This is a genomic window from Rhodococcus sp. MEB064 (genome assembly GCF_000834565.1).
In the GTDB taxonomy this organism is placed as follows: domain Bacteria; phylum Actinomycetota; class Actinomycetes; order Mycobacteriales; family Mycobacteriaceae; genus Rhodococcoides.
In genome coordinates this window covers 1-22398 of record NZ_JXQS01000021.1, presented here as the reverse complement: position 1 = coordinate 22398, position 22398 = coordinate 1, and the positions used below count along the sequence as shown (strand labels likewise).

The 22398-nt window shown below is 68.4% G+C and carries 26 protein-coding genes; 21 read left to right on the top strand and 5 right to left on the bottom strand.

Going from position 1 to position 22398, the window contains the following annotated elements; all coding sequences use genetic code 11:
• The first annotated feature begins 113 nt into the window (after nucleotides 1–113).
• From RU01_RS11360 to glmM, 6 genes are all read left to right on the top strand, one after another.
• Nucleotides 114–416: a WXG100 family type VII secretion target gene (locus tag RU01_RS11360; protein ID WP_197074752.1), complete on the top strand. Its 303-nt coding sequence runs from the start codon at nucleotides 114–116 to the stop codon at nucleotides 414–416.
• Between the two features lie 35 nt (nucleotides 417–451).
• Complete coding sequence (locus tag RU01_RS11355) at nucleotides 452–730, top strand: WXG100 family type VII secretion target (protein ID WP_052493247.1); 279 nt, start codon at nucleotides 452–454, stop codon at nucleotides 728–730.
• 88 nt (nucleotides 731–818) lie between these two features.
• The gene (locus RU01_RS11350; protein WP_042574727.1) at nucleotides 819–1196 is read left to right on the top strand and encodes a TraR/DksA family transcriptional regulator; all 378 of its coding nucleotides are present in this window, start codon (nucleotides 819–821) and stop codon (nucleotides 1194–1196) included.
• A gap of 184 nt (nucleotides 1197–1380) precedes the next feature.
• The gene (gene rplM / locus RU01_RS11345; protein WP_042574668.1) at nucleotides 1381–1824 is read left to right on the top strand and encodes a 50S ribosomal protein L13; all 444 of its coding nucleotides are present in this window, start codon (nucleotides 1381–1383) and stop codon (nucleotides 1822–1824) included.
• Nucleotides 1821–2357, top strand: a complete 537-nt coding sequence (gene rpsI, locus RU01_RS11340; RefSeq protein WP_052493241.1) for a 30S ribosomal protein S9 — start codon at nucleotides 1821–1823, stop codon at nucleotides 2355–2357. Before rplM ends, rpsI begins: the two co-directional genes overlap by 4 nt.
• A gap of 110 nt (nucleotides 2358–2467) precedes the next feature.
• Entirely contained in the window at nucleotides 2468–3805 is a 1338-nt protein-coding gene (gene glmM / locus RU01_RS11335; RefSeq protein WP_042574667.1) for a phosphoglucosamine mutase, read from the top strand.
• 4 nt (nucleotides 3806–3809) lie between these two features.
• Here the strand turns inward: glmM and RU01_RS11330 are convergent, their stop codons facing one another.
• Nucleotides 3810–4850, bottom strand: coding sequence for an LLM class F420-dependent oxidoreductase (locus RU01_RS11330; RefSeq protein ID WP_042574666.1), 1041 nt, complete (start codon nucleotides 4848–4850; stop codon nucleotides 3810–3812).
• 155 nt (nucleotides 4851–5005) lie between these two features.
• Between RU01_RS11330 and RU01_RS11325 the strand changes: the two genes are divergently transcribed.
• Genes RU01_RS11325 through RU01_RS11315 form a run of 3 tightly spaced genes read left to right on the top strand, consistent with a single transcriptional unit; the run spans nucleotide 5006 to nucleotide 7097 of the window.
• Nucleotides 5006–5314: a hypothetical protein gene (locus tag RU01_RS11325; protein ID WP_042574665.1), complete on the top strand. Its 309-nt coding sequence runs from the start codon at nucleotides 5006–5008 to the stop codon at nucleotides 5312–5314.
• Entirely contained in the window at nucleotides 5206–6858 is a 1653-nt protein-coding gene (locus RU01_RS11320) for a hypothetical protein (protein WP_197074751.1), read from the top strand. The genes RU01_RS11325 and RU01_RS11320 overlap by 109 nt, the downstream gene beginning before the upstream one ends.
• Nucleotides 6855–7097, top strand: coding sequence for a hypothetical protein (locus tag RU01_RS11315; protein ID WP_042574663.1), 243 nt, complete (start codon nucleotides 6855–6857; stop codon nucleotides 7095–7097). Before RU01_RS11320 ends, RU01_RS11315 begins: the two co-directional genes overlap by 4 nt.
• Here RU01_RS11315 and RU01_RS11310 read toward each other — a convergent pair.
• Nucleotides 7070–7936, bottom strand: a complete 867-nt coding sequence (locus tag RU01_RS11310; RefSeq protein ID WP_231568678.1) for a dienelactone hydrolase family protein — start codon at nucleotides 7934–7936, stop codon at nucleotides 7070–7072. The genes RU01_RS11315 and RU01_RS11310 overlap by 28 nt on opposite strands.
• Nucleotides 7937–8003: 67 nt before the next feature.
• Between RU01_RS11310 and glmS the strand changes: the two genes are divergently transcribed.
• Nucleotides 8004–9866 (top strand): glutamine--fructose-6-phosphate transaminase (isomerizing), encoded by a 1863-nt coding sequence (glmS, locus tag RU01_RS11305; protein ID WP_042574661.1) that lies wholly within the window; start codon nucleotides 8004–8006, stop codon nucleotides 9864–9866.
• Nucleotides 9867–9870: 4 nt separating this feature from the next.
• On the opposite strand, the gene RU01_RS11300 is transcribed toward glmS, so the two are convergent.
• The gene (locus tag RU01_RS11300; RefSeq protein WP_042574725.1) at nucleotides 9871–10233 is read right to left on the bottom strand and encodes a cupredoxin domain-containing protein; all 363 of its coding nucleotides are present in this window, start codon (nucleotides 10231–10233) and stop codon (nucleotides 9871–9873) included.
• Nucleotides 10234–10289: 56 nt separating this feature from the next.
• Here RU01_RS11300 and RU01_RS11295 point away from each other — a divergent pair, with 56 nt between their 5' ends.
• Genes RU01_RS11295 through tsaD form a run of 7 tightly spaced genes read left to right on the top strand, consistent with a single transcriptional unit; the run spans nucleotide 10290 to nucleotide 16699 of the window.
• Nucleotides 10290–11735, top strand: a complete 1446-nt coding sequence (locus RU01_RS11295; RefSeq protein ID WP_042574724.1) for an NAD(P)H-hydrate dehydratase — start codon at nucleotides 10290–10292, stop codon at nucleotides 11733–11735.
• A 49-nt stretch (nucleotides 11736–11784) separates the two neighbouring features.
• Nucleotides 11785–12969: an alanine racemase gene (gene alr, locus RU01_RS11290; RefSeq protein WP_042574723.1), complete on the top strand. Its 1185-nt coding sequence runs from the start codon at nucleotides 11785–11787 to the stop codon at nucleotides 12967–12969.
• A complete protein-coding gene (locus RU01_RS11285) occupies nucleotides 12966–14039 on the top strand; it encodes an alpha/beta fold hydrolase (protein ID WP_042574660.1) in 1074 nt (357 codons plus the stop codon). Before alr ends, RU01_RS11285 begins: the two co-directional genes overlap by 4 nt.
• Nucleotides 14032–14493 (top strand): tRNA (adenosine(37)-N6)-threonylcarbamoyltransferase complex ATPase subunit type 1 TsaE, encoded by a 462-nt coding sequence (gene tsaE / locus RU01_RS11280; protein WP_042574659.1) that lies wholly within the window; start codon nucleotides 14032–14034, stop codon nucleotides 14491–14493. Before RU01_RS11285 ends, tsaE begins: the two co-directional genes overlap by 8 nt.
• A 21-nt stretch (nucleotides 14494–14514) precedes the next feature.
• Nucleotides 14515–15171: a tRNA (adenosine(37)-N6)-threonylcarbamoyltransferase complex dimerization subunit type 1 TsaB gene (gene tsaB / locus RU01_RS11275; RefSeq protein WP_042574658.1), complete on the top strand. Its 657-nt coding sequence runs from the start codon at nucleotides 14515–14517 to the stop codon at nucleotides 15169–15171.
• A 17-nt stretch (nucleotides 15172–15188) separates the two neighbouring features.
• Nucleotides 15189–15656, top strand: a complete 468-nt coding sequence (gene rimI / locus RU01_RS11270; protein ID WP_442970497.1) for a ribosomal protein S18-alanine N-acetyltransferase — start codon at nucleotides 15189–15191, stop codon at nucleotides 15654–15656.
• On the top strand, nucleotides 15653–16699 hold the full coding sequence (tsaD, locus tag RU01_RS11265) for a tRNA (adenosine(37)-N6)-threonylcarbamoyltransferase complex transferase subunit TsaD (RefSeq protein ID WP_042574656.1): 1047 nt from the start codon (nucleotides 15653–15655) through the stop codon (nucleotides 16697–16699). The genes rimI and tsaD overlap by 4 nt, the downstream gene beginning before the upstream one ends.
• 7 nt (nucleotides 16700–16706) lie before the next feature.
• Here tsaD and RU01_RS11260 read toward each other — a convergent pair whose 3' ends face one another.
• Nucleotides 16707–18257 carry an Hsp70 family protein gene (locus RU01_RS11260; RefSeq protein ID WP_042574655.1) on the bottom strand — a complete coding sequence of 517 codons (1551 nt, stop codon included), beginning with the start codon at nucleotides 18255–18257 and terminating at the stop codon, nucleotides 16707–16709.
• Nucleotides 18258–18304: 47 nt separating this feature from the next.
• On the opposite strand from RU01_RS11260, the gene RU01_RS23170 reads away from it, so the two are divergent.
• The 3 genes from RU01_RS23170 to groL all read left to right on the top strand — a co-directional run bounded on the left by RU01_RS23170 (nucleotide 18305) and on the right by groL (nucleotide 20812).
• On the top strand, nucleotides 18305–18637 hold the full coding sequence (locus tag RU01_RS23170) for a hypothetical protein (RefSeq protein WP_197074750.1): 333 nt from the start codon (nucleotides 18305–18307) through the stop codon (nucleotides 18635–18637).
• A gap of 175 nt (nucleotides 18638–18812) precedes the next feature.
• Complete coding sequence (gene groES, locus RU01_RS11250) at nucleotides 18813–19112, top strand: co-chaperone GroES (RefSeq protein WP_027503792.1); 300 nt, start codon at nucleotides 18813–18815, stop codon at nucleotides 19110–19112.
• 86 nt (nucleotides 19113–19198) lie between these two features.
• Nucleotides 19199–20812: a chaperonin GroEL gene (groL, locus tag RU01_RS11245; protein ID WP_042574653.1), complete on the top strand. Its 1614-nt coding sequence runs from the start codon at nucleotides 19199–19201 to the stop codon at nucleotides 20810–20812.
• Between the two features lie 114 nt (nucleotides 20813–20926).
• On the opposite strand, the gene RU01_RS11240 is transcribed toward groL, so the two are convergent.
• Nucleotides 20927–21220 (bottom strand): WhiB family transcriptional regulator, encoded by a 294-nt coding sequence (locus tag RU01_RS11240; RefSeq protein WP_042574652.1) that lies wholly within the window; start codon nucleotides 21218–21220, stop codon nucleotides 20927–20929.
• 298 nt (nucleotides 21221–21518) lie between these two features.
• Here RU01_RS11240 and RU01_RS11235 point away from each other — a divergent pair, with 298 nt between their 5' ends.
• On the top strand, nucleotides 21519–22268 hold the full coding sequence (locus RU01_RS11235; RefSeq protein ID WP_052493240.1) for a hypothetical protein: 750 nt from the start codon (nucleotides 21519–21521) through the stop codon (nucleotides 22266–22268).
• The last annotated feature ends 130 nt before the right edge of the window (nucleotides 22269–22398 follow it).

Sequence of the window (22398 nt, the reverse complement as noted above, 5' to 3'; positions counted from 1 at the left end):
GAGTCGAGATTCGGAGGAACCGTTCGGTCTCGCGTGACGTCGAAGTAGGTGCAGGGGAAGTGCCGACATCAGGCTCGGCACACATCGAGGGGGTATCGAAGAACATGTCGCAGATGAAGACCACCGTCGAGACGATGCAGGTCACCGCCGGGAAGGTCGACCAGCTCACGCTCGAGATCAAGTCACTGCTCGATCAACTGCGTGGTGACGTCCAATCAGTGGGAGGCAGTTGGGAGGGAGCTGCCGCAGTCGCGTTCCAGAGTGTGATGAACAGCTGGGACGCCAGCGCGAACAAGCTCCAACTCGCTCTCGGCTCAATCGGAGACGCCATCAAGTCCAGCGGAACGGCGTACGGCGCGGCGGACGACGACAACACGCGTTCGGTGACCGCCGCCGGCGGATCACTCAACCTCTGACCGACCCACACGATCGACGGAAAGGATCTATGACCATGAGGTACGTATTCGGAGCGATCGATCAGGTCACCGGCCAGATCAACGCGAAGCAGGCCACGCTGAACAGCAAGCTGGACGAGTTGCGTCACGTGATCTCGCCGCTCGTCGCGGACTGGGAAGGTGCGGCGTCGGAGTCCTATCAGGACAAGCAGAGGCAGTGGGACTCGGCGGCGCTCGAGCTGAACCAGGTCCTCGAATCGGTAGGACGTGCGGTCGGCCAGGGCAATGCCGACATGCAGGCTCGTGAGGCGGCCAATCGGGGGATGTTCGCCTGACGTGAAGGAGGGCGTGGCGGGGAACCGGGGTGTGGGGGGTGTCCGGTTCTCCGCTACGTCCTGCGTTCGGAGGATGATGGATGTCGACATGACCGATCCGCCGTACGCCCAGCCCGCCGACAAGGCACGTGCACGCTCGCGTGTCGCAGCCGAACGCGCCGCGACCGAGGCGCGCATCGTCTCTCTCGCGCGTCAGCATCAGACCATCGTCGAGGGATCCCGGTGGACCACCGACGACGACGAACACGACCCCGAGGGCTCGACCATCGCCTTCGAGCGCGCCGCCATCGCGTCCATGTCGCGGGAAGCTCGCGACGAACTCCGCGAGCTCGACGACGCCGAGCTGCGCGTCGAGCGGGGAACGTACGGGGTGTGCGAAGTGTGCGGGGCAGCCATCGCGGAGGCGCGGCTGGACGCGCTGCCGACGGCGCGGCGGTGCATCGACTGCACCTCTCGTCGGCGGTGACTGTTCGAGGTTCGACCTAGGGGTTTTGACCTGCCAGTACGTGGGCCGGTAAGGTACACCGTTGGCGTTCGGTACATCGAGTCGTCACGTTCGACCGATACCGGTACCTCGGGTCTCCACTGGCCGCCGAGGATGCCGACCACGCGCCTGGCCAGCACCATCAGCGATGAGACAAGGAAGTTCTGTGTCCACGTACAGCCAAAAGGCCGGGGATATCACCCGGACCTGGCACGTGATCGACGCCACCGACGTCGTTCTCGGCCGCCTTGCCGTCCAGGCAGCAACTTTGCTGCGCGGCAAGCACAAGCCCACCTATTCACCCAACCTCGACGGCGGAGACTTCGTCATCGTCATCAACGCTGAGAAGGTCGCGATCAGCGGCAACAAGCGTACCGACAAGTTCCATTACCACCACTCGGGCTTCCCGGGTGGCCTCCGCGCGCGCAGCATCGGTGAGGTTCTGGACAAGAACCCCGACCGCGTCGTGGAGAAGGCCATCAAGGGCATGATCCCCAAGACCAAGCTGGGCAACGCCATCGCCGGCAAGCTCAAGGTCTACGCAGGCCCCGATCACCCCCACACGGCTCAGCAGCCCGTTCCGTACGAGATCAAGCAGGTGTCCCAGTGACCGCGCCCGAAGAGAACGTCGTGACCGAAACGGCCGAGGAGAACGTCCCGGCCGAGACCGTCGAGATCGCCGACGAGTTCGTCTCCGTCGAGGAGCCCGAGGTCGTTGCCGACATCGAAGCCGCAGCACGTCCGGCCATCTACATCGACCGCCCCGTCACCACGGTCGGTCGTCGTAAGGAAGCCGTCGTCCGCGTCCGCATGACCCCCGGTTCCGGTGACTTCAAGCTCAACGGACGCACCCTCGAGGATTACTTCCCCAACAAGGTGCACCAGCAGCTCATCAAGTCTCCGTTCGTCACCGTCGAGCGCGCTGACGGTTTCGACATCACCGCCCTCCTGCACGGTGGCGGCCCGTCCGGACAGGCCGGCGCGCTGCGTCTGGCCATCGCCCGTGCCCTCATCGAGGTCACCCCGGACGATCGCCCCGCCCTCAAGAAGGCCGGCTTCCTCACGCGTGACCCGCGTGCCGTGGAGCGCAAGAAGTACGGCCTGAAGAAGGCCCGTAAGGCATCGCAGTACTCGAAGCGCTGATACCAGCTCTTCTGTTCCGAAGCAGGCGCTCCGGCCGGTCGTGAGGACCGCCGCGGGCGCCTGCTTCGTGTCACCTGCATCTGCACCACCGCTCGAAAGAGGTACGCGTCATGACTCGCTTGTTCGGAACCGACGGGGTTCGGGGACTGGCCAACGAGGAGGTGACCGCGGACCTCGCACTGCGGCTCGGCCGCGCTGCCGCAACTGTTCTCGGTGACAACGCCGACGACACTCCCACGAGGCCCGTAGCGGTCGTGGGTCGCGATCCACGCGCCAGCGGCGAGATGCTGGAAGCCGCCATCGTCGCGGGACTGTCCTCCGCCGGAGTCGACGTCCTGACCGTCGGGGTCGTGCCCACTCCCGCCCTGGCCTATCTCACCGACGCGTACGACGCCGCACTCGGCGTCATGATCTCCGCGTCCCACAACGCCATGCCGGACAACGGCATCAAGTTCTTCGCCGCCGGCGGCCACAAGCTGGACGACGCCCAGGAAGACCGCATCGAGGCGCTCCTCGATGCGCCTCCGGGAGGGCCCGTCGGGGCCGCCATCGGACGCGTGCGTACCGCCCCCGATGCGTTGTCCCGCTACGAGGACCACCTCGCCAAGATCGTCACCCGACGCCTCGACGGCATCACCGTCGTCGTCGACTGCGCGCACGGTGCCGCGTCCACCGCAGCCCCCGATGCCTATCGGGCCGCCGGAGCCACGGTGATCGCCATCAACGCCGACCCGAACGGCCTCAACATCAACGACGGGTGCGGGTCCACCCACCTCGACGTCCTGCAGAAGGCTGTCGCCGAGCACGGCGCCGATCTCGGTCTCGCACACGACGGCGACGCCGACCGGTGTCTCGCCGTCGACGCCTCCGGAGCCGTCGTGGACGGCGACGCGATCATGGCGATTCTCGCGCTCGCGATGAAGGACGCCGGTGACTTGCCCGCTGACACACTCGTGGCCACCGTCATGAGCAATCTGGGACTGCACATCGCGATGCGCGAGGCAGGAATCACGCTGCGCACCACCGCAGTCGGCGATCGCTACGTCCTGGAGGAATTGCGAGCAGGTCAGTACGGACTGGGCGGAGAGCAGTCCGGACACATCGTGCTTCCGGCCTTCGGAACCACGGGCGACGGGGTCCTGACCGGCCTGCAGATCATGGCCCGGATGGCGGAGACGGGGCGGTCTCTGACGGAGCTGGCGTCCGTCATGCGCACGTTGCCTCAGGTACTCGTCAACGTGCCCGTCGTCGACAAGTCGGCATCGACGACCGCAGGCGCCGTCGTGGACGCCGTCAGAATCGCACAGGACGAACTGGGGCAGGACGGCCGCGTGTTGCTGCGCCCCTCGGGCACCGAACAGCTGGTGCGGGTGATGGTGGAAGCCGGTACGGCCGAGACGGCGCGTCGACTGGCCGACCACATCGCGGACGTGGTCGGCGCAGTCTGACGCATCAGCCGATCAGAGCCTTGAGCTGCTCGACCTGCGACACGCGACCCGCGGTGTCGGCAGCGATGGGGTGGATGTTCAGGGTGGTGACACCGGCCGCGTCGAATGCCGCCAGGCGTTCCTTGACGTAGCTCTCGGTGCCGATCAGCGAGATCGCGCGCACCAACTCGTCGGGCACGGCAGCGGTGGCCTCGTCCTTCTTGCCCGCCAGGTACAGGTCCTGGATCTTCTCCGCCTCTTCCTCGTAGCCGTAGCGAACGGCGAGGTCGTTGTAGAAGTTCTTGCCCTTGGCGCCCATGCCGCCGATGTACAGCGAGAGCTGAGGCTTGATGAAGGGCAGATACTGATCGGCGTCGTCGCCGATCGCCACGACCGGGCTTGCGAAGACGTCTAGATCACCGAGCGACGGATCGCGCTTCGCCCTGCCGGCGGCGAGGGACTCGCCCCACACGGACTCGGCCTTCTCCGGGTGGAAGAAAATGGGCTCCCAGCCCTGCGCCAGTTCAGCGGTCAGCGCGACATTCTTCGGGCCGAGGGAGGCGATGACGATCGGAATCTCCGCGCGCACAGGGTGATTGATGAGCTTGAGCGGCTTGCCGAGCCCGGTGCCCTGATCGGCGGGCAGCGGGATCTGGTAGTACTTGCCCTCGAACTGCACCTTCTCGCGGCGCCACACCTGGCGGCAGATCTCGATGATCTCGCGGGTGCGGCCCAGCGGGGCGTCGTACTTCACGCCGTGGAATCCCTCGATGACCTGGGGGCCGGAGGCTCCGATGCCCATCACGAACCGGCCACCCGACACGTAGTCCAGGCCGGCCGCGGTCATGGCCAGCAGCGACGGGGTGCGGGTGTAGATCTGGAAGATGCCCGACGCCAGCTGGATCGTGGACGTCTTGGCTGCGAGGAAGCCGATCTGGCTGACTGCGTCGAACGAGTACGCCTCCGGAACGAAGACGATGTCCATTCCTGCATTCTCGAGTGCGCCGACCTCCTCGACCGTTTCGCTGAAGCCGCCCGAATAGTTCAGCTGCATCCCGATTCGCATGAGTCTCCCTGGGGTTAGAGGTGTGTGTTACTCGCCTGTGGAATCGGACGTTACCGTCCGGTCGGCGTCCACTGTGGTGAGGGCCGCTGTTCGGAGGGAACTGCCCACTCGACCCGTGCGTCCAAGAGAGGGAGCACAGCTGGAGGGGGTGGGCGATGAGTACGGACACAACACTGGACGCGCGGGCCGCAGGGGAGGCCGCATCGGAGCTCGAGCGCTCGTCCGACGAGGTGGCACGGTGTGCCGATCGCCTGGACGGCCGCGCATTCGGTCCGGATACGGCCGGTCGGAACTACCGATCGTCGGCGGCCGACCTCGCGACAGGCCTGGGGCACCTGTCGGGCGCACTGCGTGCGTGGTCGCAGGCGACGACGGAGACGTCGTCGTCGATCCGATCGGCAGTCGCCGCATCCGTATCGACGGACACCTCCACCGCCGGCTCCCTGCCTCGGGGCGTGAGATGACGGCGCCGTCGCCGACCGCACTCACGGTGGAGGAGCTCCTCGATGCGGGGGCCGTCGGATTGCGGTTCTTCGAGGTGTTCGTCCCACTCGCCGTAGCGAGCGGAGCTACTGTGCCCACCTCCCACGCAGCCCTGTGCGCGCGGTACGACGAGCAGCGGGGTCTCGACGCGGACCTGTTGCAGTCCGACGCCGACCTGGTGCGTGCGGCGGCTGCGGATGCGCGTACCCAGGCCGGCCGTCACACGGACGCGGCCACCCAGCTGGGGCATGCGTGGTCGGGCAGTGCCTCCGACGCAGCGCTGGACCTGTTGGGTCGGCAGTCGGCCAGGTCCGCAGCCGACGTCGACCTTCTCGACGCCGTGGCGTCGGCGATGGATACAGCGTCGGCAGGGCTGAGATCGGTGGTCGAGGACAAATCGATCACCACCGCGCATTTCTGGAGCCCGGAGGTCGGTGGGCGAGACGCGGCACTGGTCGCGGCGACCGTCGCGGGCGCCGGCGGTCACGTCGAGGGTGCAACGGACACCCTCGGGCTTCTCTCGTCGCTGTTTCCCACCTTGTCAGCCGAACTCCTGGGAGCGACCTCGCCGGGCGAAGTTCAGAGCCGCATCGTCGAGCCGGTTGCCGCGCAGTGCCGGGCGTGGCTGGACACCGTCTTCGTGCCCGCGGTGACGGAACGCATCGCCGCGTTCGACCAGATGTGTACGGCCACCGACACCGCCGTGACGGAGATCTACGCGGCCCTGACAGCTGCCCTGGGTGATGTGAACACCGAGCCCTACCCGACCGGCGCCGGAATCATCGGTCCGGTCGACTGTGGTTGCCCGACAAACACAGTCGACGAGCAAGAGCCGGCAGGGACCGGCCCTGCGGCTGCCGCGCCCCAGCCACCCGCCGCGCCCGTCGAAGCCGATCCTGTGCTCGGTGCCCCTGCAGCTACGGGATCTCCGGCTTCCGATCCGTTGGGCGATCTCGTGCGTGGCGTCGTCTCGGCGCTCGTATCCAGCGACGACTCGTCGGTAAGTTCATCGGCGCCGCCGACACTTCCGACGGCCATGGTCCCGCCGGGCTGTCCTGAGGACGGTCCGCCATCTGCACCGGCGACAGCAGCCGGTGAACTCGGACATCTGGAGGCCGAGTGGCAGGGACAGGGGATACGGGTGGCACTGACCGGTGACGGGGCCCTCGACATCCGCCTCCTCGACCCCGATGCGCCCGTTACTGAAGCACCCGGTTCCGACGCGCCCGCGACCGAAACGCTGGACACCGCACCCGATACCGACACACCCGAAGCCCCAGTCGACGCCCCGGCGGAGACAGGAGAGGGGCCGACCCCCGACACGGTGACACCGGAGCCGCCGATGAGCGCCGAGCCGAGTACGGAACCACCTGCGGTCGCGGATGCCGGGGCCGACTGTGCGCCACCGGAGCTGGAACCGTGGTCGGCCGGTCCGCTTCCCGAGCCGCCGACCGCCTCGGGTGGTGAGGCCGCGCTGGCCGACGAGCTGGCTCAGCCCGAGGCCGCCGAGGCGGGGCCGCTGTGAACGCGCGCAACAGTGCCGACATCATCGAGGCGATCGTCGCCGATCACCGAGTGGCGACGCGTCGAGTCCGCGAACGACTGGCGGAGGCCGACGAGCGGACGCGTCGCCGCGCAGAGGTCGCAGCGACGCCGGACGGGCGACGCCCCGGCACCTTCCTCAGGTCGGCGAAGGAACCCGCTGCCGGCGACGACGCCCCGCGCGACGACCGGGTTCAGCGACCGGCGAGGTGGCTGAGCTGACGTAGCGCGCTGACCTTCTTGGGGGCATCCGCGGTGGGGGCATCGGGGTCGACGACCTCGGTGCCCTTGATCACGGCATCGGGATCGGAGAAGTCCTTGTAGGTGTCGTCACCTTCGAGTCGGTGCAGCAGGAACCCGGTGAGCAGTGCGCGCACCGATTTTCGCGTCTTCGGCTGCGCATTGCCGACGCCGAGGAAGCTCAGGAGCTTGCGACCCTCGACGATGCCGTCGCCTTCGGACTTGTCGATGATGCGCAGCAAGGTCTGTCCGGCCAGGGCGTCGGCCAGCGCGACCGGCTCCGCGGTCAGCGAGTTCAGCTCGGAGGGGCTGCCGAGGACGAGCGCGGGGGCCGTCACGCGACCGGCGATGTCCGGCGACAAGGCGCGCGGCGAGGTCGGAGCGGGGTACAGAGCGCCCAGCGCGGCGATGTCGGGGCGGCGAGACGCCGCGATGACGGCCGCGCCGGCACCCATGGAGTGTCCGACCAATCCGAGCTTCGACGGGTTCACGCTGATGTCGCCGGTGCCGAGGCGGATTCCGGTGCACACGTCGAGCGAGACCAGCAGATCGTGAGCCAGTGCGCTGTGCGACGGAACCGGTCCGCGCTGCGTGTCGGGCGCCACGACGACGATGCCCCACGATGCGAGGTGCCTGAGTGTCGACTCGTAATGCACCGAGCCGGTCATCCACCCGTGGCCGAATGCGACGGCGGGCAGGCCCGAGCCTTCACTCGGTGTGTAGATCACACCCGGGAGCCCGGCGAGTGCGAGATCACCGCGCAACACGCGATGAGGACCGGTCTTGGTGAGGTCGGCGACCAGCTTCTGCGTCTTCGGCACAGCACTGACCGTAGTCGACCGGCCGGGCGGCAGGGGCACGGTCCGTCCCGAAGTAGGCTGTCGTCCCATGTGCGGAATCGTCGGGTACGTCGGACATCGTCGAGCGCTGCCGGTGGTGGTGGAGGCGCTGCGCCGGATGGAGTACCGCGGATACGACTCCGCGGGCATCGCCGTTCTGGACGGCGCGGGTGGCATGACGGTGGAACGCAAGGCCGGAAAACTGGCCAATCTCGAGGCCGAACTGGACGATCTGGGCCGCGACACCTTTGTCGGAACCAGCGGAATCGGCCACACGCGGTGGGCCACCCACGGGCGTCCGACGGACCGCAACGCACACCCGCATCGCGACCGCGCGAACCGTGTCGCCGTGGTTCACAACGGCATCATCGAGAACTTCGGACCGCTGCGGGCCGAGCTCGAGAACGCCGGCGTCGAGTTCGAGTCGGACACCGACACCGAGGTCGCCGTCCATCTCGTCGCCGCCGCGTACGACGCCGGCCCCACCGCAGGCGACTTCGTGCAGAGCGCACTGTCGGTTCTGCAGCGACTCGAGGGCGCCTTCACGTTGGTGTTCACCCACGTCGATCACCCTGGAACCATTGTCGCCGCGCGTCGCTCCACACCGTTGGTCGTCGGTGTCGGTGACGGTGAGATGTTCGTCGGCTCCGACGTCGCAGCCTTCATCGAGCACACCCGGGACGCCGTCGAACTGGGACAGGACCAGGTGGTGGTCATCACCGCCGACGGCTACGACGTCATGAACTTCGACGGGACGCCGGCGCAGGGCCGCCCGTTCCGGATCGACTGGGACCTCGCCGCCGCCGAGAAGGGCGGTCACGACTACTTCATGCTCAAGGAGATCCAGGAGCAGCCGGCGGCCGTCGCGGACACGCTCCTCGGCCACTTCACCGACGGACGCATCGTGCTCGACGAGCAGCGGTTGTCCGATCAGGAACTGCGCGACGTCGACAAGGTGTTCGTTGTCGCCTGTGGCAGTGCGTACCACTCCGGACTCCTGGCCAAGTACGCCATCGAGCACTGGACGCGTCTGCCCGTCGAGGTCGAGCTGGCCAGCGAGTTCCGCTACCGCGATCCCGTTCTGGATCGCTCGACGCTGGTGGTCGCCATCTCGCAGTCCGGCGAAACCGCCGACACGTTGGAGGCGGTGCGGCACGCGAAGGAGCAGAAGGCCCGCGTTCTCGCGGTGTGCAACACCAACGGATCGCAGATCCCGCGTGAGGCCGACGCAGTTCTCTACACGCGTGCGGGACCGGAGATCGGTGTCGCGTCGACGAAGGCCTTCCTCGCGCAGGTGACCGCGAACTACCTCGTCGGTCTGGCTCTCGCTCAGGCGCGCGGGACCAAGTACCCCGACGAGGTCGCGCGTGAGTACGCCGATCTCGAGGCCATGCCCGCATTGGTGCAGAAGGTTCTCGAGACGGTCGAGCCGGTGCGTGCGCTCGCCCGCGAACTGGCGTCGTCGCCGACGGTGCTGTTCCTCGGACGCCACGTGGGATACCCGGTGGCGCTCGAAGGTGCGCTCAAGCTCAAGGAACTCGCGTACATGCACGCCGAGGGCTTCGCTGCGGGTGAGCTCAAGCACGGTCCGATCGCGCTGATCGAGGACGGTCTTCCGGTGATCATCGTGATGCCGTCTCCGAAGGGCCGAGCGGTGCTGCACTCGAAGATGCTCAGCAACATCCGCGAGATCCAGGCCCGCGGCGCCCGCACCGTCGTGATCGCCGAGGAGGGCGACGAGACAGTGCGTCCGTTCGCCGACCACCTCATCGAGATCCCGGCGGCGCCGTCACTGCTGCAGCCGTTGTTGTCGACGGTGCCGCTGCAGGTCTTCGCTGCGGAGGTGGCTCAGGCGCGCGGTTACGACGTCGACAAGCCTCGCAACCTGGCGAAGTCCGTCACCGTCGAGTAGACGACTACTTGACGATGACGGTGCCCGTCATGTTCGGGTGCACCGAGCAGAAGTACGGATAGGTCCCGGGGTCGTCGAACGTCTGGCTGAACTGACCCGACGAGATCATCGGGCTGTGCAGCAACCGCGACGCCGCATCGATGCCGACCACGTTGTGCGCGACGCCGGTGTCGTCGAAGAACCACGTGACCGTGTCGCCGGGAGAGATGGTGACGCTCGCGGGGGAGTAGGCCATCGCGGCGACGGTCACCACGTTCGGTCCGGTCGGTCGTTCGGCGGTGGGAGCGTCCTCGGTGCACGACGTGAGCGACAGTGCCAGTGCGGCAGTGACTCCGATCGTCGCCGCGAGTGTTGTCAGGCGAGCCATGAATCCCACGGTAGACCTGCGGGGAATCGTGGCCGGTCGGCGCTACCGTGGATCGCATGCAGTACTTCCACACCGCCGACGAGGTCCGGGCCGCCGAAGCGCCGCTGATCGCCGCGCTGCCGCCGTACGCCGCCATGAGGAAGGCGGCCCATGGGCTGGCCGTGGTGGTCGCCCGCGAGCTGCGGTCACGCGAAGGCGGTGTCTTCGGACGTCGTGTGCTTCTTCTGATCGGGTCGGGTGACAACGGCGGCGACGTCTTGTTCGCCGGCGCCGAGCTCCGCCGTCGGGGCGCGCAGGTGCAGGCTCTGCTCCTGGATCCGCATCGCGCTCATGCCGCCGGACTGGCTGCCTTCCGAGCGGCGGGGGGACGCGTCGTCACGCAGGTCGGGACACCCGATCTCGTCGTGGACGGAATCGTCGGCCTGTCGGCTCGGGGATCGCTGCGGCCGGAGGCCGCGCGAGTCGTCTCGCAGATCGACGCACCCGTGGTGGCCGCCGACCTGCCGTCGGGGGTCGACCCGGACACCGGCGCGGTCGACGGCCCTGCCGTGCGTGCCGACGTCACGGTGGCGTTCGGTGCCTGGAAACCCGTGCACGTGCTGGCCGGCGCGTGGTGCGGGCGGCTGCATCTCGTAGACCTCTGGTCGGCGGACACGGGATCGGGCATGGGTGAGTCGACTCTCGGATCCTTCGAGGACGACGAGGTGGGACGGCTGTGGCCGGTTCCCGGACCCACGGACGACAAGTACTCGCAGGGGGTCACCGGGATTCTGGCGGGAAGCGAGAAGTACCCGGGGGCCGGGGTGCTGTGCACCGGCGCTGCCGTGGCCGCGACGTCGGGCATGGTGCGGTACGTCGGAACCGGCGGCGCGGAGGTGTTGCACCACTATCCGGAAGTCGTGACTGCCCGCGACCTCGACGACGCCGGTCGGGTGCAGGCGTGGGTGGTCGGGCCCGGATTCGGCACCGACGACGACGCGGAGGGCAGGCTCCGGACCGTCCTGCAGTCGGACGTGCCCGTCCTGGTGGATGCGGACGGCCTGACGGTGCTCGCGCGTCGGCCGGATCTGCTGACTGGCCGAGAGGCGCCGACCGTGCTGACCCCTCACGCCGGGGAGTTCGAGAGGTTGACGGGCTCGGCGCCGGGTCCCGATCGAGTCGCATCCGTGCGCGACCTCGCATCGCGCCGCGGGGTGACCGTCCTGTTGAAGGGGCAAGCCACGGTGATCGCCGACCCGGACGGCGCTGTCACGGTCGACGACGCCGGCTCCTCGTGGTCGTCGACGGCGGGCTCGGGAGATGTTCTGTCCGGCATGATCGGCGCCCTGCTCGCGGCCGGACTGCCGAGCCGCACAGCTGCAGCACTGGGAGCCCGTGCACACTCGCGCGCGGCACTGCTCGCGGCCACGGACGACGATCGACGGGTGGGTGCACCGGTGTCCGCGTCGCCGCTGTTGCGGGCACTCCGGGACGCCGTGGGGAGTCTGCGCGCGAGCGTGTGACGGACGGCAGTGCACGTCGCGACGTGTCGGCAATGGCAGAATGACGCCGATGAACAGCGCGCAGGAGGTAGCAGCCGGGTCGACTCGCGCAGCCGCTCCGGCGCGTCGACCCCAGGCCGAAGCGCTGATCGACCTGGACGCCATCGCGCACAACACCCGGATTCTCGTCGAGCATGCGGGCGACGCGGCCGTCATGGCCATCGTGAAGGCCGACGGGTACAACCACGGCGCCGTCCCGGTCGCGCGCGCGGCGCTGGCAGCGGGTGCGCGAGAGCTGGGTGTCGCCACCGTTCGCGAAGCCCTCGCGCTGCGCGCCGGCGGCCTCACGGCTCCCGTGCTGTGTTGGCTGCACGCACCCGGAACCGATTTCACTGCGGCGATCGAGGCGGACATCGGCATCGGCGTCTCGTCGCCCCGGCAGGTTCTCGAGGTTGCCGACGCCGCCCGCTCGGTGGGGAGAGCCGCCGTGGTGTCGCTCAAGGTCGACACCGGCATGAACCGCAACGGTGTGAGTGCGGACGAGCTGGACGCGACCGTCGCCGCTCTGGTCCGCGAAACGCGCAGCGGCGCAGTGGATGTCCACGGGATGTTCTCCCACCTGGTATCCGCGGATGTCCCGGGGGATCCCGTCAACGATCGACAGAAGCGCCGCTTCGACGCCGCCGTCGAGGTCATGACGCGCGCGGGTGTGGCGCCCCGACAGCGGCACATCGCCAACTCGGCGGCGGTGCTGACGCGCCCCGACATGGCCTACGAGGCGGTGCGACCAGGGATCGCGATGTTCGGCCTGTCGCCGACGCCTGATCTCGGTGACTTCGGACTCCGGCCCGCGATGACGTTGCGCGCCACCGTGATTCTGCTGAAGCAGGTCGCGGCGGGCGAGGGTGTGTCCTACGGCCACGAGTGGATCGCGCCGAGGGACACGACGGTGGCGCTGCTCCCCGTCGGATACGCGGACGGCATCACGCGTGCGCTGAAGAATCGCTACGAGGTGTCGATCAACGGGCGTCGTCGCCCCGCGGTGGGACGTGTCTGCATGGACCAGGTGCTCGTCGATCTGGGGCCCGGTCGTCCCGACGTCGCCGAGGGTGACACCGCCTACTTCTTCGGCCCCGGCGATCACGGCGAGCCCACGGCGCAGGACTGGGCCGAGACCCTGGGCACCATCAACTACGAGGTGATCACCGGGATCCGCGGCCGTGTCGAGCGCACTGTCGTCGGAGGCGTCGGATGATCACCGCGAAGATAGCCGGAATTGCCGGTGGCGCAGCAAGTATCGCGGCCGTGGCGGCGGTGGCGGGAATTGCCGCGGTTCGCCGACGGGTCGTCCCGGTGGCGGCGGATTCCTGTCGGCGTGAAGACTTCGAGGCGATGGACGCCGATCGAGGATGCGTGGTCGCGACCGGTGACGGTGTGCCGCTCGCCGTTCGCGAAGTAGGGCCGGTGACGGCTCCCGTGACCGTCGTCTTCGTCCACGGATATTGCCTCCGGATGCAGTGCTGGCATTACCAGCGCCGCGAACTGGCCCGGCGGTGGGGCGACGACGTCCGGATGGTGTTCTACGACCAGCGCGGTCACGGGCGCTCCGGTGACGTCTCGCCCGACGAATGCGACATCGGCCGTCTCGGCGTGGATCTGGCCGACGTCATCCGGTCCGTCGTGCCGAACGGACCCCTGGTCCTGGTGGGGCACTCGATGGGCGGCATGGCCGTCCTCGCCGCGTGTCGGCAGTTCCCGGAGTCCATCGCCGAGCGCGTCGTCGGGGTCGGCTTGATGTCGACGACCGCGGCAGGGCTCGCGCACAGCGGCCTCGGACGGAACCTGCAGAACCCTGCCGTCGACGCGTTCCGCACCATCGTGCGCACCGCGCCCGGCGCCGTGCAGGTCGGCCGGGGTGTGGTGCGGTCGATCATCGCGCCGGTGTTGCGGGCCGCGTCGTTCGGCACCGAGGTCAGCCCGGCGCTGGTCGCCTTCGCGGAGCAGATGACCCACGACACGTCGGTGGTGACGATGGTGAACTTCCTGAAGGCACTCGAACTGCACGACGAACTCGACGCCCTGCCGGCCATCGCGGATGTCGCTGCACTGGTGCTGTGCGGGGACGACGACTGGGTGATCCCGTACGACAAGTCGCTCGAGCTCGCCGACCTGCTGCCGCACGCGGAGATGGTGCGGGTACGGCGTGCCGGGCACCTGGTGCAGCTGGAATTCCCGGACGAGGTGAACGACGCTGTCGATCGGCTGGTGCAGCGGGCGACGGACGGGCAGATCCAGGCGCGGCCGACGAGGCGAACCGTTGGCTGACACCGTTCTCGAGACCGCGGAGGACACCGAGCGCCTCGGCGAGGCCCTCGCGCACGAACTGGTCGCCGGAGACGTCGTCGTTCTCGACGGCCCCCTCGGTGCCGGCAAGACCACCTTGACCAAGGGCCTCGCGCGTGGCCTGGGTGTCGTCGGACGCGTCAGCTCACCGACGTTCATGATCGCCCGTACCCACCGACCGGGTCACGACACGGGACCCGGACTGGTCCATGTCGACGCCTACCGGCTGGGGCTCGGAACGGGGGCGTCGGCCATGGACGAGCTGGACGCGCTCGACCTGGACACCGAGCTGACCGACTCCGTCGTGGTCGTGGAATGGGGCGAGGGCATCGCGGAGACCCTGACCGATCGCCACCTGCTGGTGCGGTTGCGCCGCGAACCCGAATCCGACGTCCGTACCGCCTCCTGGGAATGGGTCCGCGCACCGTCAGTCTGACGCGGAGTAATCTCGACATCCGTGCTGATACTTGCCGTCGACACCTCGACACCCGCCGTCACGGCCGGAGTCGTCCGACTCGACGACGCCGGCCCGCGTCCACTGGCCACTCGCATCACCGTGAACGCACGCGCGCACGCCGAGGTACTCACCCCGCAGATCCTCGAATGCCTGGCGGAAGCCGGGATCGGAGCGGACGACCTGGACGCGGTCGTCGTCGGCACCGGCCCCGGCCCGTTCACCGGTCTCCGCGTCGGAATGGCTACCGGTGCGGCGTTCGCCGACGCGCTGGGAATCCCGGTGCACGGTGTCGGCAGCCTCGACGCCATCGCCGCTGCAGTCCCCGGCGACAGGGAGGTGCTGGTCGTGACCGATGCGCGTCGTAAAGAGGTGTACTGGGCGCGCTTCCGCGGCGCCGATCGGATCGCCGGACCGTTCGTCAGCAGTCCGTCGGACATCGTGGTGGGGGAGTCGCAGGTGGTGGCCGGATCCGCGTCGCACGTCGACATCGTCGACCTCCCGGTGGAGCCCGTCGAGTCTCCGGCCCCGGAGGCGTTGGTGGCCGTCGCGGCCGCGGCCCTGCTCCGCGGTGATGTGCCCGCCGAGCCGACCCCGCAATACCTCCGTCGTCCCGACGCGGTCGCGACCGCGGACCGAACTCCGGCCGGGACTCCGTGACCGTTGCGGTCGAGCCCATGCGGGCAGAGGACGCCGAGCGCTGCGCCGAGCTCGAGATCATCCTGTTTCCCGGTGACGGGCCGTGGCCCGCGTCGGCGTTCGTGGACGAGCTACGGGCGCCGCACGTGCGGTACTTCGTGGTGCGGGACGGGGACGGAACCGTTGCGGGATATGCCGGTATCGCCCTGCTGGGCAACGGTTCCGGTGCCGAATCGGAGGTGCACACGATCGGCGTGGATCCGGACCGTCAACGACGCGGAATCGGTGGGGCTCTGCTCGGTGCGATGCTGGCCGAAGCCGACCGGCACGGTGGCCCGGTGTTCCTCGAAGTACGCACGGACAACGATCCGGCGATCGAGATGTACACGCGCGCAGGCTTCGCCGTGGTCGGCACGCGGCGCCGGTACTACCAGCCCAGCGGCGCGGACGCCTACACGATGACACGACCCGCCGCGGCGGACGAAGTGAAAGGTGGACACCCGTGATCGTCATGGGCATCGAAAGTTCCTGCGACGAGACAGGTGTCGGCATCGTCCGCTACAGCGGAGACTCGTCGGGATCGGGGACGTGCGAGCTGCTTGCCGACGAGGTGGCGTCGAGCGTCGATCAGCACGCCCGCTTCGGCGGTGTGGTTCCCGAGATCGCGTCGCGCGCCCATCTCGAAGCGATGGTCCCGACCATGCGGCGTGCGTTGTCCGCGGCCGGGATCCGTCGCCCCGATGCCGTGGCCGTCACCATCGGACCCGGGCTCGCCGGCGCACTGCTGGTCGGTGTCGCGGCGGCGAAAGCCTATGCGGCAGCATGGAACGTGCCGTTCTACGCGGTCAATCATCTCGGCGGGCACGTTGCCGTCGACACCCTCGAGCACGGCCCGATGCCGGAGTGCGTCGCCCTTCTCGTCTCCGGCGGACACACGCACCTTCTCGAGGTGTCGTCGCTGGCGGAACCCATCGTCGAACTGGGAAGCACGGTGGACGACGCGGCAGGCGAGGCCTTCGACAAGGTGGCCAGGTTGTTGGGGCTCGGCTACCCCGGCGGACCGGTGCTCGACACGCTCGCGCGCGAGGGCGATCCGGCGGCGGTCGCGTTCCCCCGAGGGATGACGGGACCCCGCGATTCCCGGTACGACTTCTCCTTCTCCGGTCTCAAGACGGCGGTAGCGCGTTACGTCGAGTCCGCGGAGCGCGCCGGCCGCCCGGTCGTGGTCGCCGACGTGGCGGCGTCCTTCCAGGAAGCTGTCGCGGACGTCCTGACGATGAAGGCGATCCGCGCACTGAAGGATCGGGACATCGACACGTTGGTTCTCGGCGGTGGGGCCACAGCGAACTCGCGGATCAGGTCGTTGGCCGAGGAACGCTGCGCCGCAGCCGGGGTGACGCTGCGCGTGCCGACTCCGCAGCGCTGCACCGACAACGGAGTCATGATCGCGACACTGGGTGCGCACCTCGCGGCAGCCGGCGCGGAACCGTCGCCGCTGACCGTGGCGACCGACCCGGGACTCCCGGTATCCGTCAGTCAGGTGCGCTGACGGTCCGTCAGGAGACGGGAACGGCCGGTTCCGACGAGACCGGCGGAGCCGGCGTCGTGATGCCGGGGACAGGCGCCGGCGTGACCGGCGGCTCGGTCGGGGCGGAGGGCGCAGGGCCGACTCCCGGCAGGTCCGCCCACCACGGCGGCAGGTCCGGGAAATCCGGCAGCACGATGATCGGGAGATCCGGCGCGGGTCGCAGACTCGGGGTCGTCGGCGTCGCGGACTGGGACGTCGACGGTTGTGGCGTCGGCGTCCGGGGCGTCGTGGACTGTTCGGGAACCACGGGATCCGGGGTCGTCACGGCTGTACGCTGCGGATATGCCGGGGTCGGGGTCACGGCGGGCGCGGTGTAGGTGTAGTCCGTGGTGGGCCACGGTGTGACGGCCTGCCGCTCGGGCTCCGGAGCAGGGTCGTCCCACCCTCCGGTCAGTTCCGGGGGCGCCGCCGAGGCGGTGTCCGGTCGTTCGGCCGACGTGTCTGCAGTATCGGTCGGAACGGTGGACGTGGCGACGGTCGTGACATCCGTGTCACTGGACGGGGTCAGGGCCTGGACGCCGTATGCCAGCACTACCGCCATGGCCGCGCAGGCCGCGGCCAGCAGGCCGACGGTTCGCAGGCTCGACGACAGCGATGTCGGTGTCGACTGCATCGCGGGCGCGATGTCGTGGTCGAACGCTCGGGCGAGCAGTGCGGCACCCTTGGCCACCGCCGCGTCGGGTTCCGACGTTCCGACGTTCGCTACCTGCGCAGCAGAGGTGATGGCTTCGGTGACGGACGGAACGAAGGCGCCGCCACCGACGACAGCCACTGCATCGGGTCGATCCACGGCGCTCTCGACGACACGGGTCACGACGGCCCGCAACGTGGCCAGCGGCTCGGCGAGGGCGTCGAGAAGCTCGGCGCGGGTCACGGTGAGTGTCTCGCCGTCCGGGAGATCGACCGTCACGGACTCGTGGAAGGACAACTGTTCCTTGGCCGTCCGCAGACGTGCAGCGACAAGGACGCGGTCGGTGGGCGACACGGACGGCAGCCGACCGGCGACGGCGTCCTGCAGACGGTCGTCGAATACGCGACCTCCGACCTCGTCGGTCCGCTCGGAGGCCAGAACGGTGCCGTCGACCTGGTCGACGACGCTGATCGACGTTCCCGAGGCTCCCACGTCGGCGATCAGCACGGTGCGGTACCTGGCCACCTCGCCGGTGTGTCGCAGCCAGCACAGCGCTGCGTCGGTGTCGGTGACCAACGCGTCGGACGTGATCGCGAGGTCGCGGCGACGCGCGGCGGACAGGATGGATCGCGTGGTGCTCTCGGTGCGACGGGCGACCGCGGTGCGACCGTGACGGCTGGTCGACCTCGTGTCGTCGGCGCGGACGAGGTGCTCCGACGCCAGCTCGATCGACGTGGCGACCAGGTCGCCGGTGTCGGTGCGTGACCCCTCTGCGGTCACGGTGCGGTAGTCGAAGGACTCGGTACCGTCGGCCGCCGTGGTGAGGACGGCGCAGCAGACTACTTCCGAACCTGCCGATACTCCGATCGTGACAGTGCTGTCGTGCATGCGCCGAACCCCCTCTCCTCGTGCTCCGTGAACGTGCCGTTATGCGAATGTTACCGAACTTGGCCGGAAATAGTGCGCATCGCGTTCTGGTCCCCCTCACCGAGAACGTGAACAACCCGTCGTCACCTGTGCGGGAACGCCAGGTGAAATTTCTTGGAAAGGGGTGTGGCACCGTGTCCTCGACCTTCGAGATCGGCATCACGACGTTCGCCGAGACCTACCCGGAGGGCGGTGTCGCCACCGTGGGTGGGCACGGCCGCCGCCTACGGGAAGTGGTGGAGGAGGCGCAACTCTCGATCGAACTTCTGGGCCGCGAGGTCGCGCCGATCGTCCGCGAGGCGATGGCCGAGGAACCGCGCCGGAAAACTGTGCACTCGTGAAGGTTGAGTGCTGGCACTCGCGTGTATAGAGTGCTAGTCGACACCGGATATCGATGGCCCGGCACCCGCGACGACGGGGCATCGGCGGCCGGAGTCACGAACTACCTGAACTACAGCAACAAGGCGTTCCGGGGACCAGCCTCGGACCGACAATCGTGAAAGTGGAGGGCTCATCGTGGCAGGCGTGAACATCAAGCCGCTCGAGGACAAGATCCTCGTCCAGGCCGTCGAGGCCGAGACGACGACCGCCTCCGGCCTGGTCATCCCCGATACAGCCAAGGAGAAGCCCCAGGAGGGCACCGTGGTTGCCGTGGGTGAAGGCCGCGTGACCGACAAGGGAAATCGCATCCCTGTCGACGTCAAAGAGGGTGACACCGTCATCTACAGCAAGTACGGCGGCACCGAGATCAAGTACGCCGGCGAGGAGTACCTGATCCTGTCCGCACGCGACGTGCTGGCAGTCATCTCCAAGTAAGCCCCACGCTCTCCGCCCCGGTGTCCGGTTCCCCAGGACCCGGGGCGGAATGCGTTACGTCGTACTCCTAGGAGCCTGAAAGCCACATGTCCAAGCAAATCGAATTCAACGAGGTCGCACGACGCAGCCTCGAACGAGGCGTCGACAAGCTCGCCGACGCTGTCAAGGTCACCCTGGGACCCCGCGGTCGCCACGTGGTGCTGGCGAAGGCGTTCGGTGGCCCGACGGTCACGAACGACGGCGTCTCCATCGCCCGTGAGATCGACCTCGAGGATCCCTTCGAGAACCTCGGCGCCCAGCTGGTGAAGAGCGTCGCCACCAAGACCAACGACGTGGCCGGTGACGGCACGACCACCGCGACCGTTCTCGCTCAGGCACTGGTCAAGCAGGGCTTGAAGAACGTCGCGGCCGGTGCCAACCCCATCGCACTCGGCGTCGGCATCACCAAGGCCGTCGAGCACGTCTCCGAGGCACTGCTCGCCGCTGCCGTTCCGGTCGAGGGCGAGAAGTCCATCGCGCAGGTCGCCACGGTGTCCTCGCGCGACGAGGTCATCGGCCAGATGGTCGGCGAAGCGCTCACCCGCGTCGGCACCGACGGTGTCGTCACGGTCGAGGAGTCCAGCTCGCTGGTCTCCGAGCTCGTCATCACCGAGGGCGTCCAGTTCGACAAGGGCTACCTCTCGCCGTACTTCGTCACGGACGTCGACAGCCAGGAAGCCGTCCTCGACGACGCGCAGATCCTGCTCTACCGCGACAAGATCAGCTCGCTGCCGGACTTCCTTCCCCTGCTCGAGAAGATCGCCGAGTCGGGCAAGCCCGTCCTCATCATCGCCGAGGACATCGAGGGCGAAGCGCTCTCCACGCTGGTCGTCAACTCGATCCGCAAGACCGTCAAGGCCGTCGCCGTGAAGGCGCCGTTCTTCGGTGACCGCCGCAAGGCGTTCCTCGAGGACCTCGCCATCGTCACCGGCGCCACGGTCATCAACGCGGACATCGGACTCTCGCTCAAGGACGCAGGCCTCGATCTGCTCGGCAGCGCGCGACGCGTCGTTGTCAGCAAGGACGAGACCACCATTGTCGAGGGTGCCGGCACCGCCGACGCCATCGCCGATCGCGTCGGTCAGCTCCGCCGCGAGATCGAGGCGACGGACTCCGACTGGGACCGTGAGAAGCTCGAGGAGCGCCTCGCCAAGCTCGCCGGCGGAGTCGCGGTCATCAAGGTCGGTGCTGCTACCGAGACCGATCTCAAGGAACGCAAGTTCCGTGTCGAGGATGCGGTCAATGCAGCCAAGGCAGCCGTCGAGGAAGGCATCGTCTCCGGCGGTGGCGCCGCACTCGTGCACGCCAGCCGTGGACTGAAGGATCACCTCGGACTGACGGGCGACGAGGCGATCGGTGTCGAGGCCGTGCGCCTCGCACTCCGCGCGCCGATGTTCTGGATCGCCACCAATGCCGGCGTCGACGGTTCCGTCGTCGTGGGCAAGCTCGTCGAAGCCGACGACGACACCGGGTTCAATGCCGCGACGCTCACCTACGGCAACCTCGTCGCCGACGGTGTCATCGACCCGGTCAAGGTCACTCGCTCCGCCGTGGTCAACGCCGCGTCCGTGGCGAAGATGATCCTGACGACCGAGTCGACCGTCGTCGACAAGCCCGAAGAGGTCGACGCCGACGCACAGGGACACGGTCACAGCCACTGACCGCTGTACCCCCGGCCCCTGACGGCCGGTGAATCACACGACAGAGGCCCCACCGGAGATCGTCCGGTGGGGCCTCTGTCGGTGGTGTGGGTGGTCGGTCGCGCTGGGGAGAGATCAGGAGGCGAGTCGGCGGCGGTTGCGGCGGGCCAGAACTTCGCGTTCGGTCTCCGACATCCCGCCCCAGATTCCGTAGGGCTCGCTGACCGCGAGCGCGTGGCTGCGGCATTGTGCGAGCACGGGGCAGGCGCGGCACATCTCCTTGGCTTTCATTTCGCGTTGCGCGCGGGCTCGACCTCGTTCACCATCAGGATGGAAGAACATCGACGAGTCGACTCCACGGCACGTGCCGTGCATCTGCCAATCCCAGATATCGGCATTGGGTCCGGGGAGGTGATTGGGCTGGGGCATTGTGTACTCCTAGTACTCTCACGCGCGGTCGTGAATTTCCTTGGTGCCGTTCACGATCTGTCGCAACCGTAGAGCGAGCCCGGAATAGCCGTCAACAGCCTCGATTCGTGGTGTGATCCATAGTCCGAGCAGGGATTATTTAACTCGGGCGACATTTTTCTCTGGTTTCGAGCCCGTGTGGCAGGTACGTAACACGGCCGTCACGACGCGGACAACGGCCGGTCACATGGCACCGGCAAATGTCGTGACAATCGCTGTGTAAATTCGCGGGAAACTGCCGGAGACTATTCTGTTTCGCGTGCCGACATCGAGTGCCCGATCGACCGATCCGACGTCCGTCGCGGCATGGTCCGGCGCCGTCGAGGCAGGAGCTCGGGGGTGGTATTCGGCGGCGTTCACCGGTGCCCGCGCACTTCGGTCGGACCCCGACCCGATCGTCCGCTCACTGTCCTCGAGCCTCGAGGGGTCGCTCCTGCGTCAGTTGGGGCGTCACGACGCGGCGTCCGTCCGCGACGGGGTCGCTCTGCGGGAGAGCGGCTTAGGCCGAGGTGCACTGCAACCCCGCGCGGTCGATGCGGTCGTGGACGCGTTGGTCGGTCTCGCCGCCGATTCGATCGGACCGCACCGGACATCGCGTGCCGATGCGTTGTTGTCCCGCGCCGAGGACGTCCTGAACCAGAACCCCGGCCATCGGCGCGTTGCGCTGCGGGTGTGGTGGGTCCGGGCCGAGGTGGCCATGGCGCGCGGCGACGGACCGTCCGCTCTGTCCGCGGCATCGCGCGCTGTCGACGCGTCGCAGGCGTTCGCCTCGGATCGCCACCGCATCAAGTCCCGCCTCGTCCTGTGCGCAGCGCGCCTCGTGGCCGGCGACCACGGCGCGGCGGCAGTCGACGCACGATCGGTGCGAGTCGATGCCGAGGCTCTGGGGTTGCTGCCGCTGGCGTGGGCGGCGTCGTCGATCTCGGAAGCACTGGGTGAAACCGGCGCAGCGACCGTACGCGGCGCCCTGGAGGTTGCGATCCGGTCACGCGGAGGCGTTTTCTCGTGACGAGACCGGACGGTTCGCTAGACCGCGAAGGGGGGACGACTATCCTTGAGGCGTTCCACACCGGGCTGTCGGGGACCGGGGGGGAAGCGCGCCCCTTTCGGGGCGCGCCCGACGTGAGGTGGAGAACACA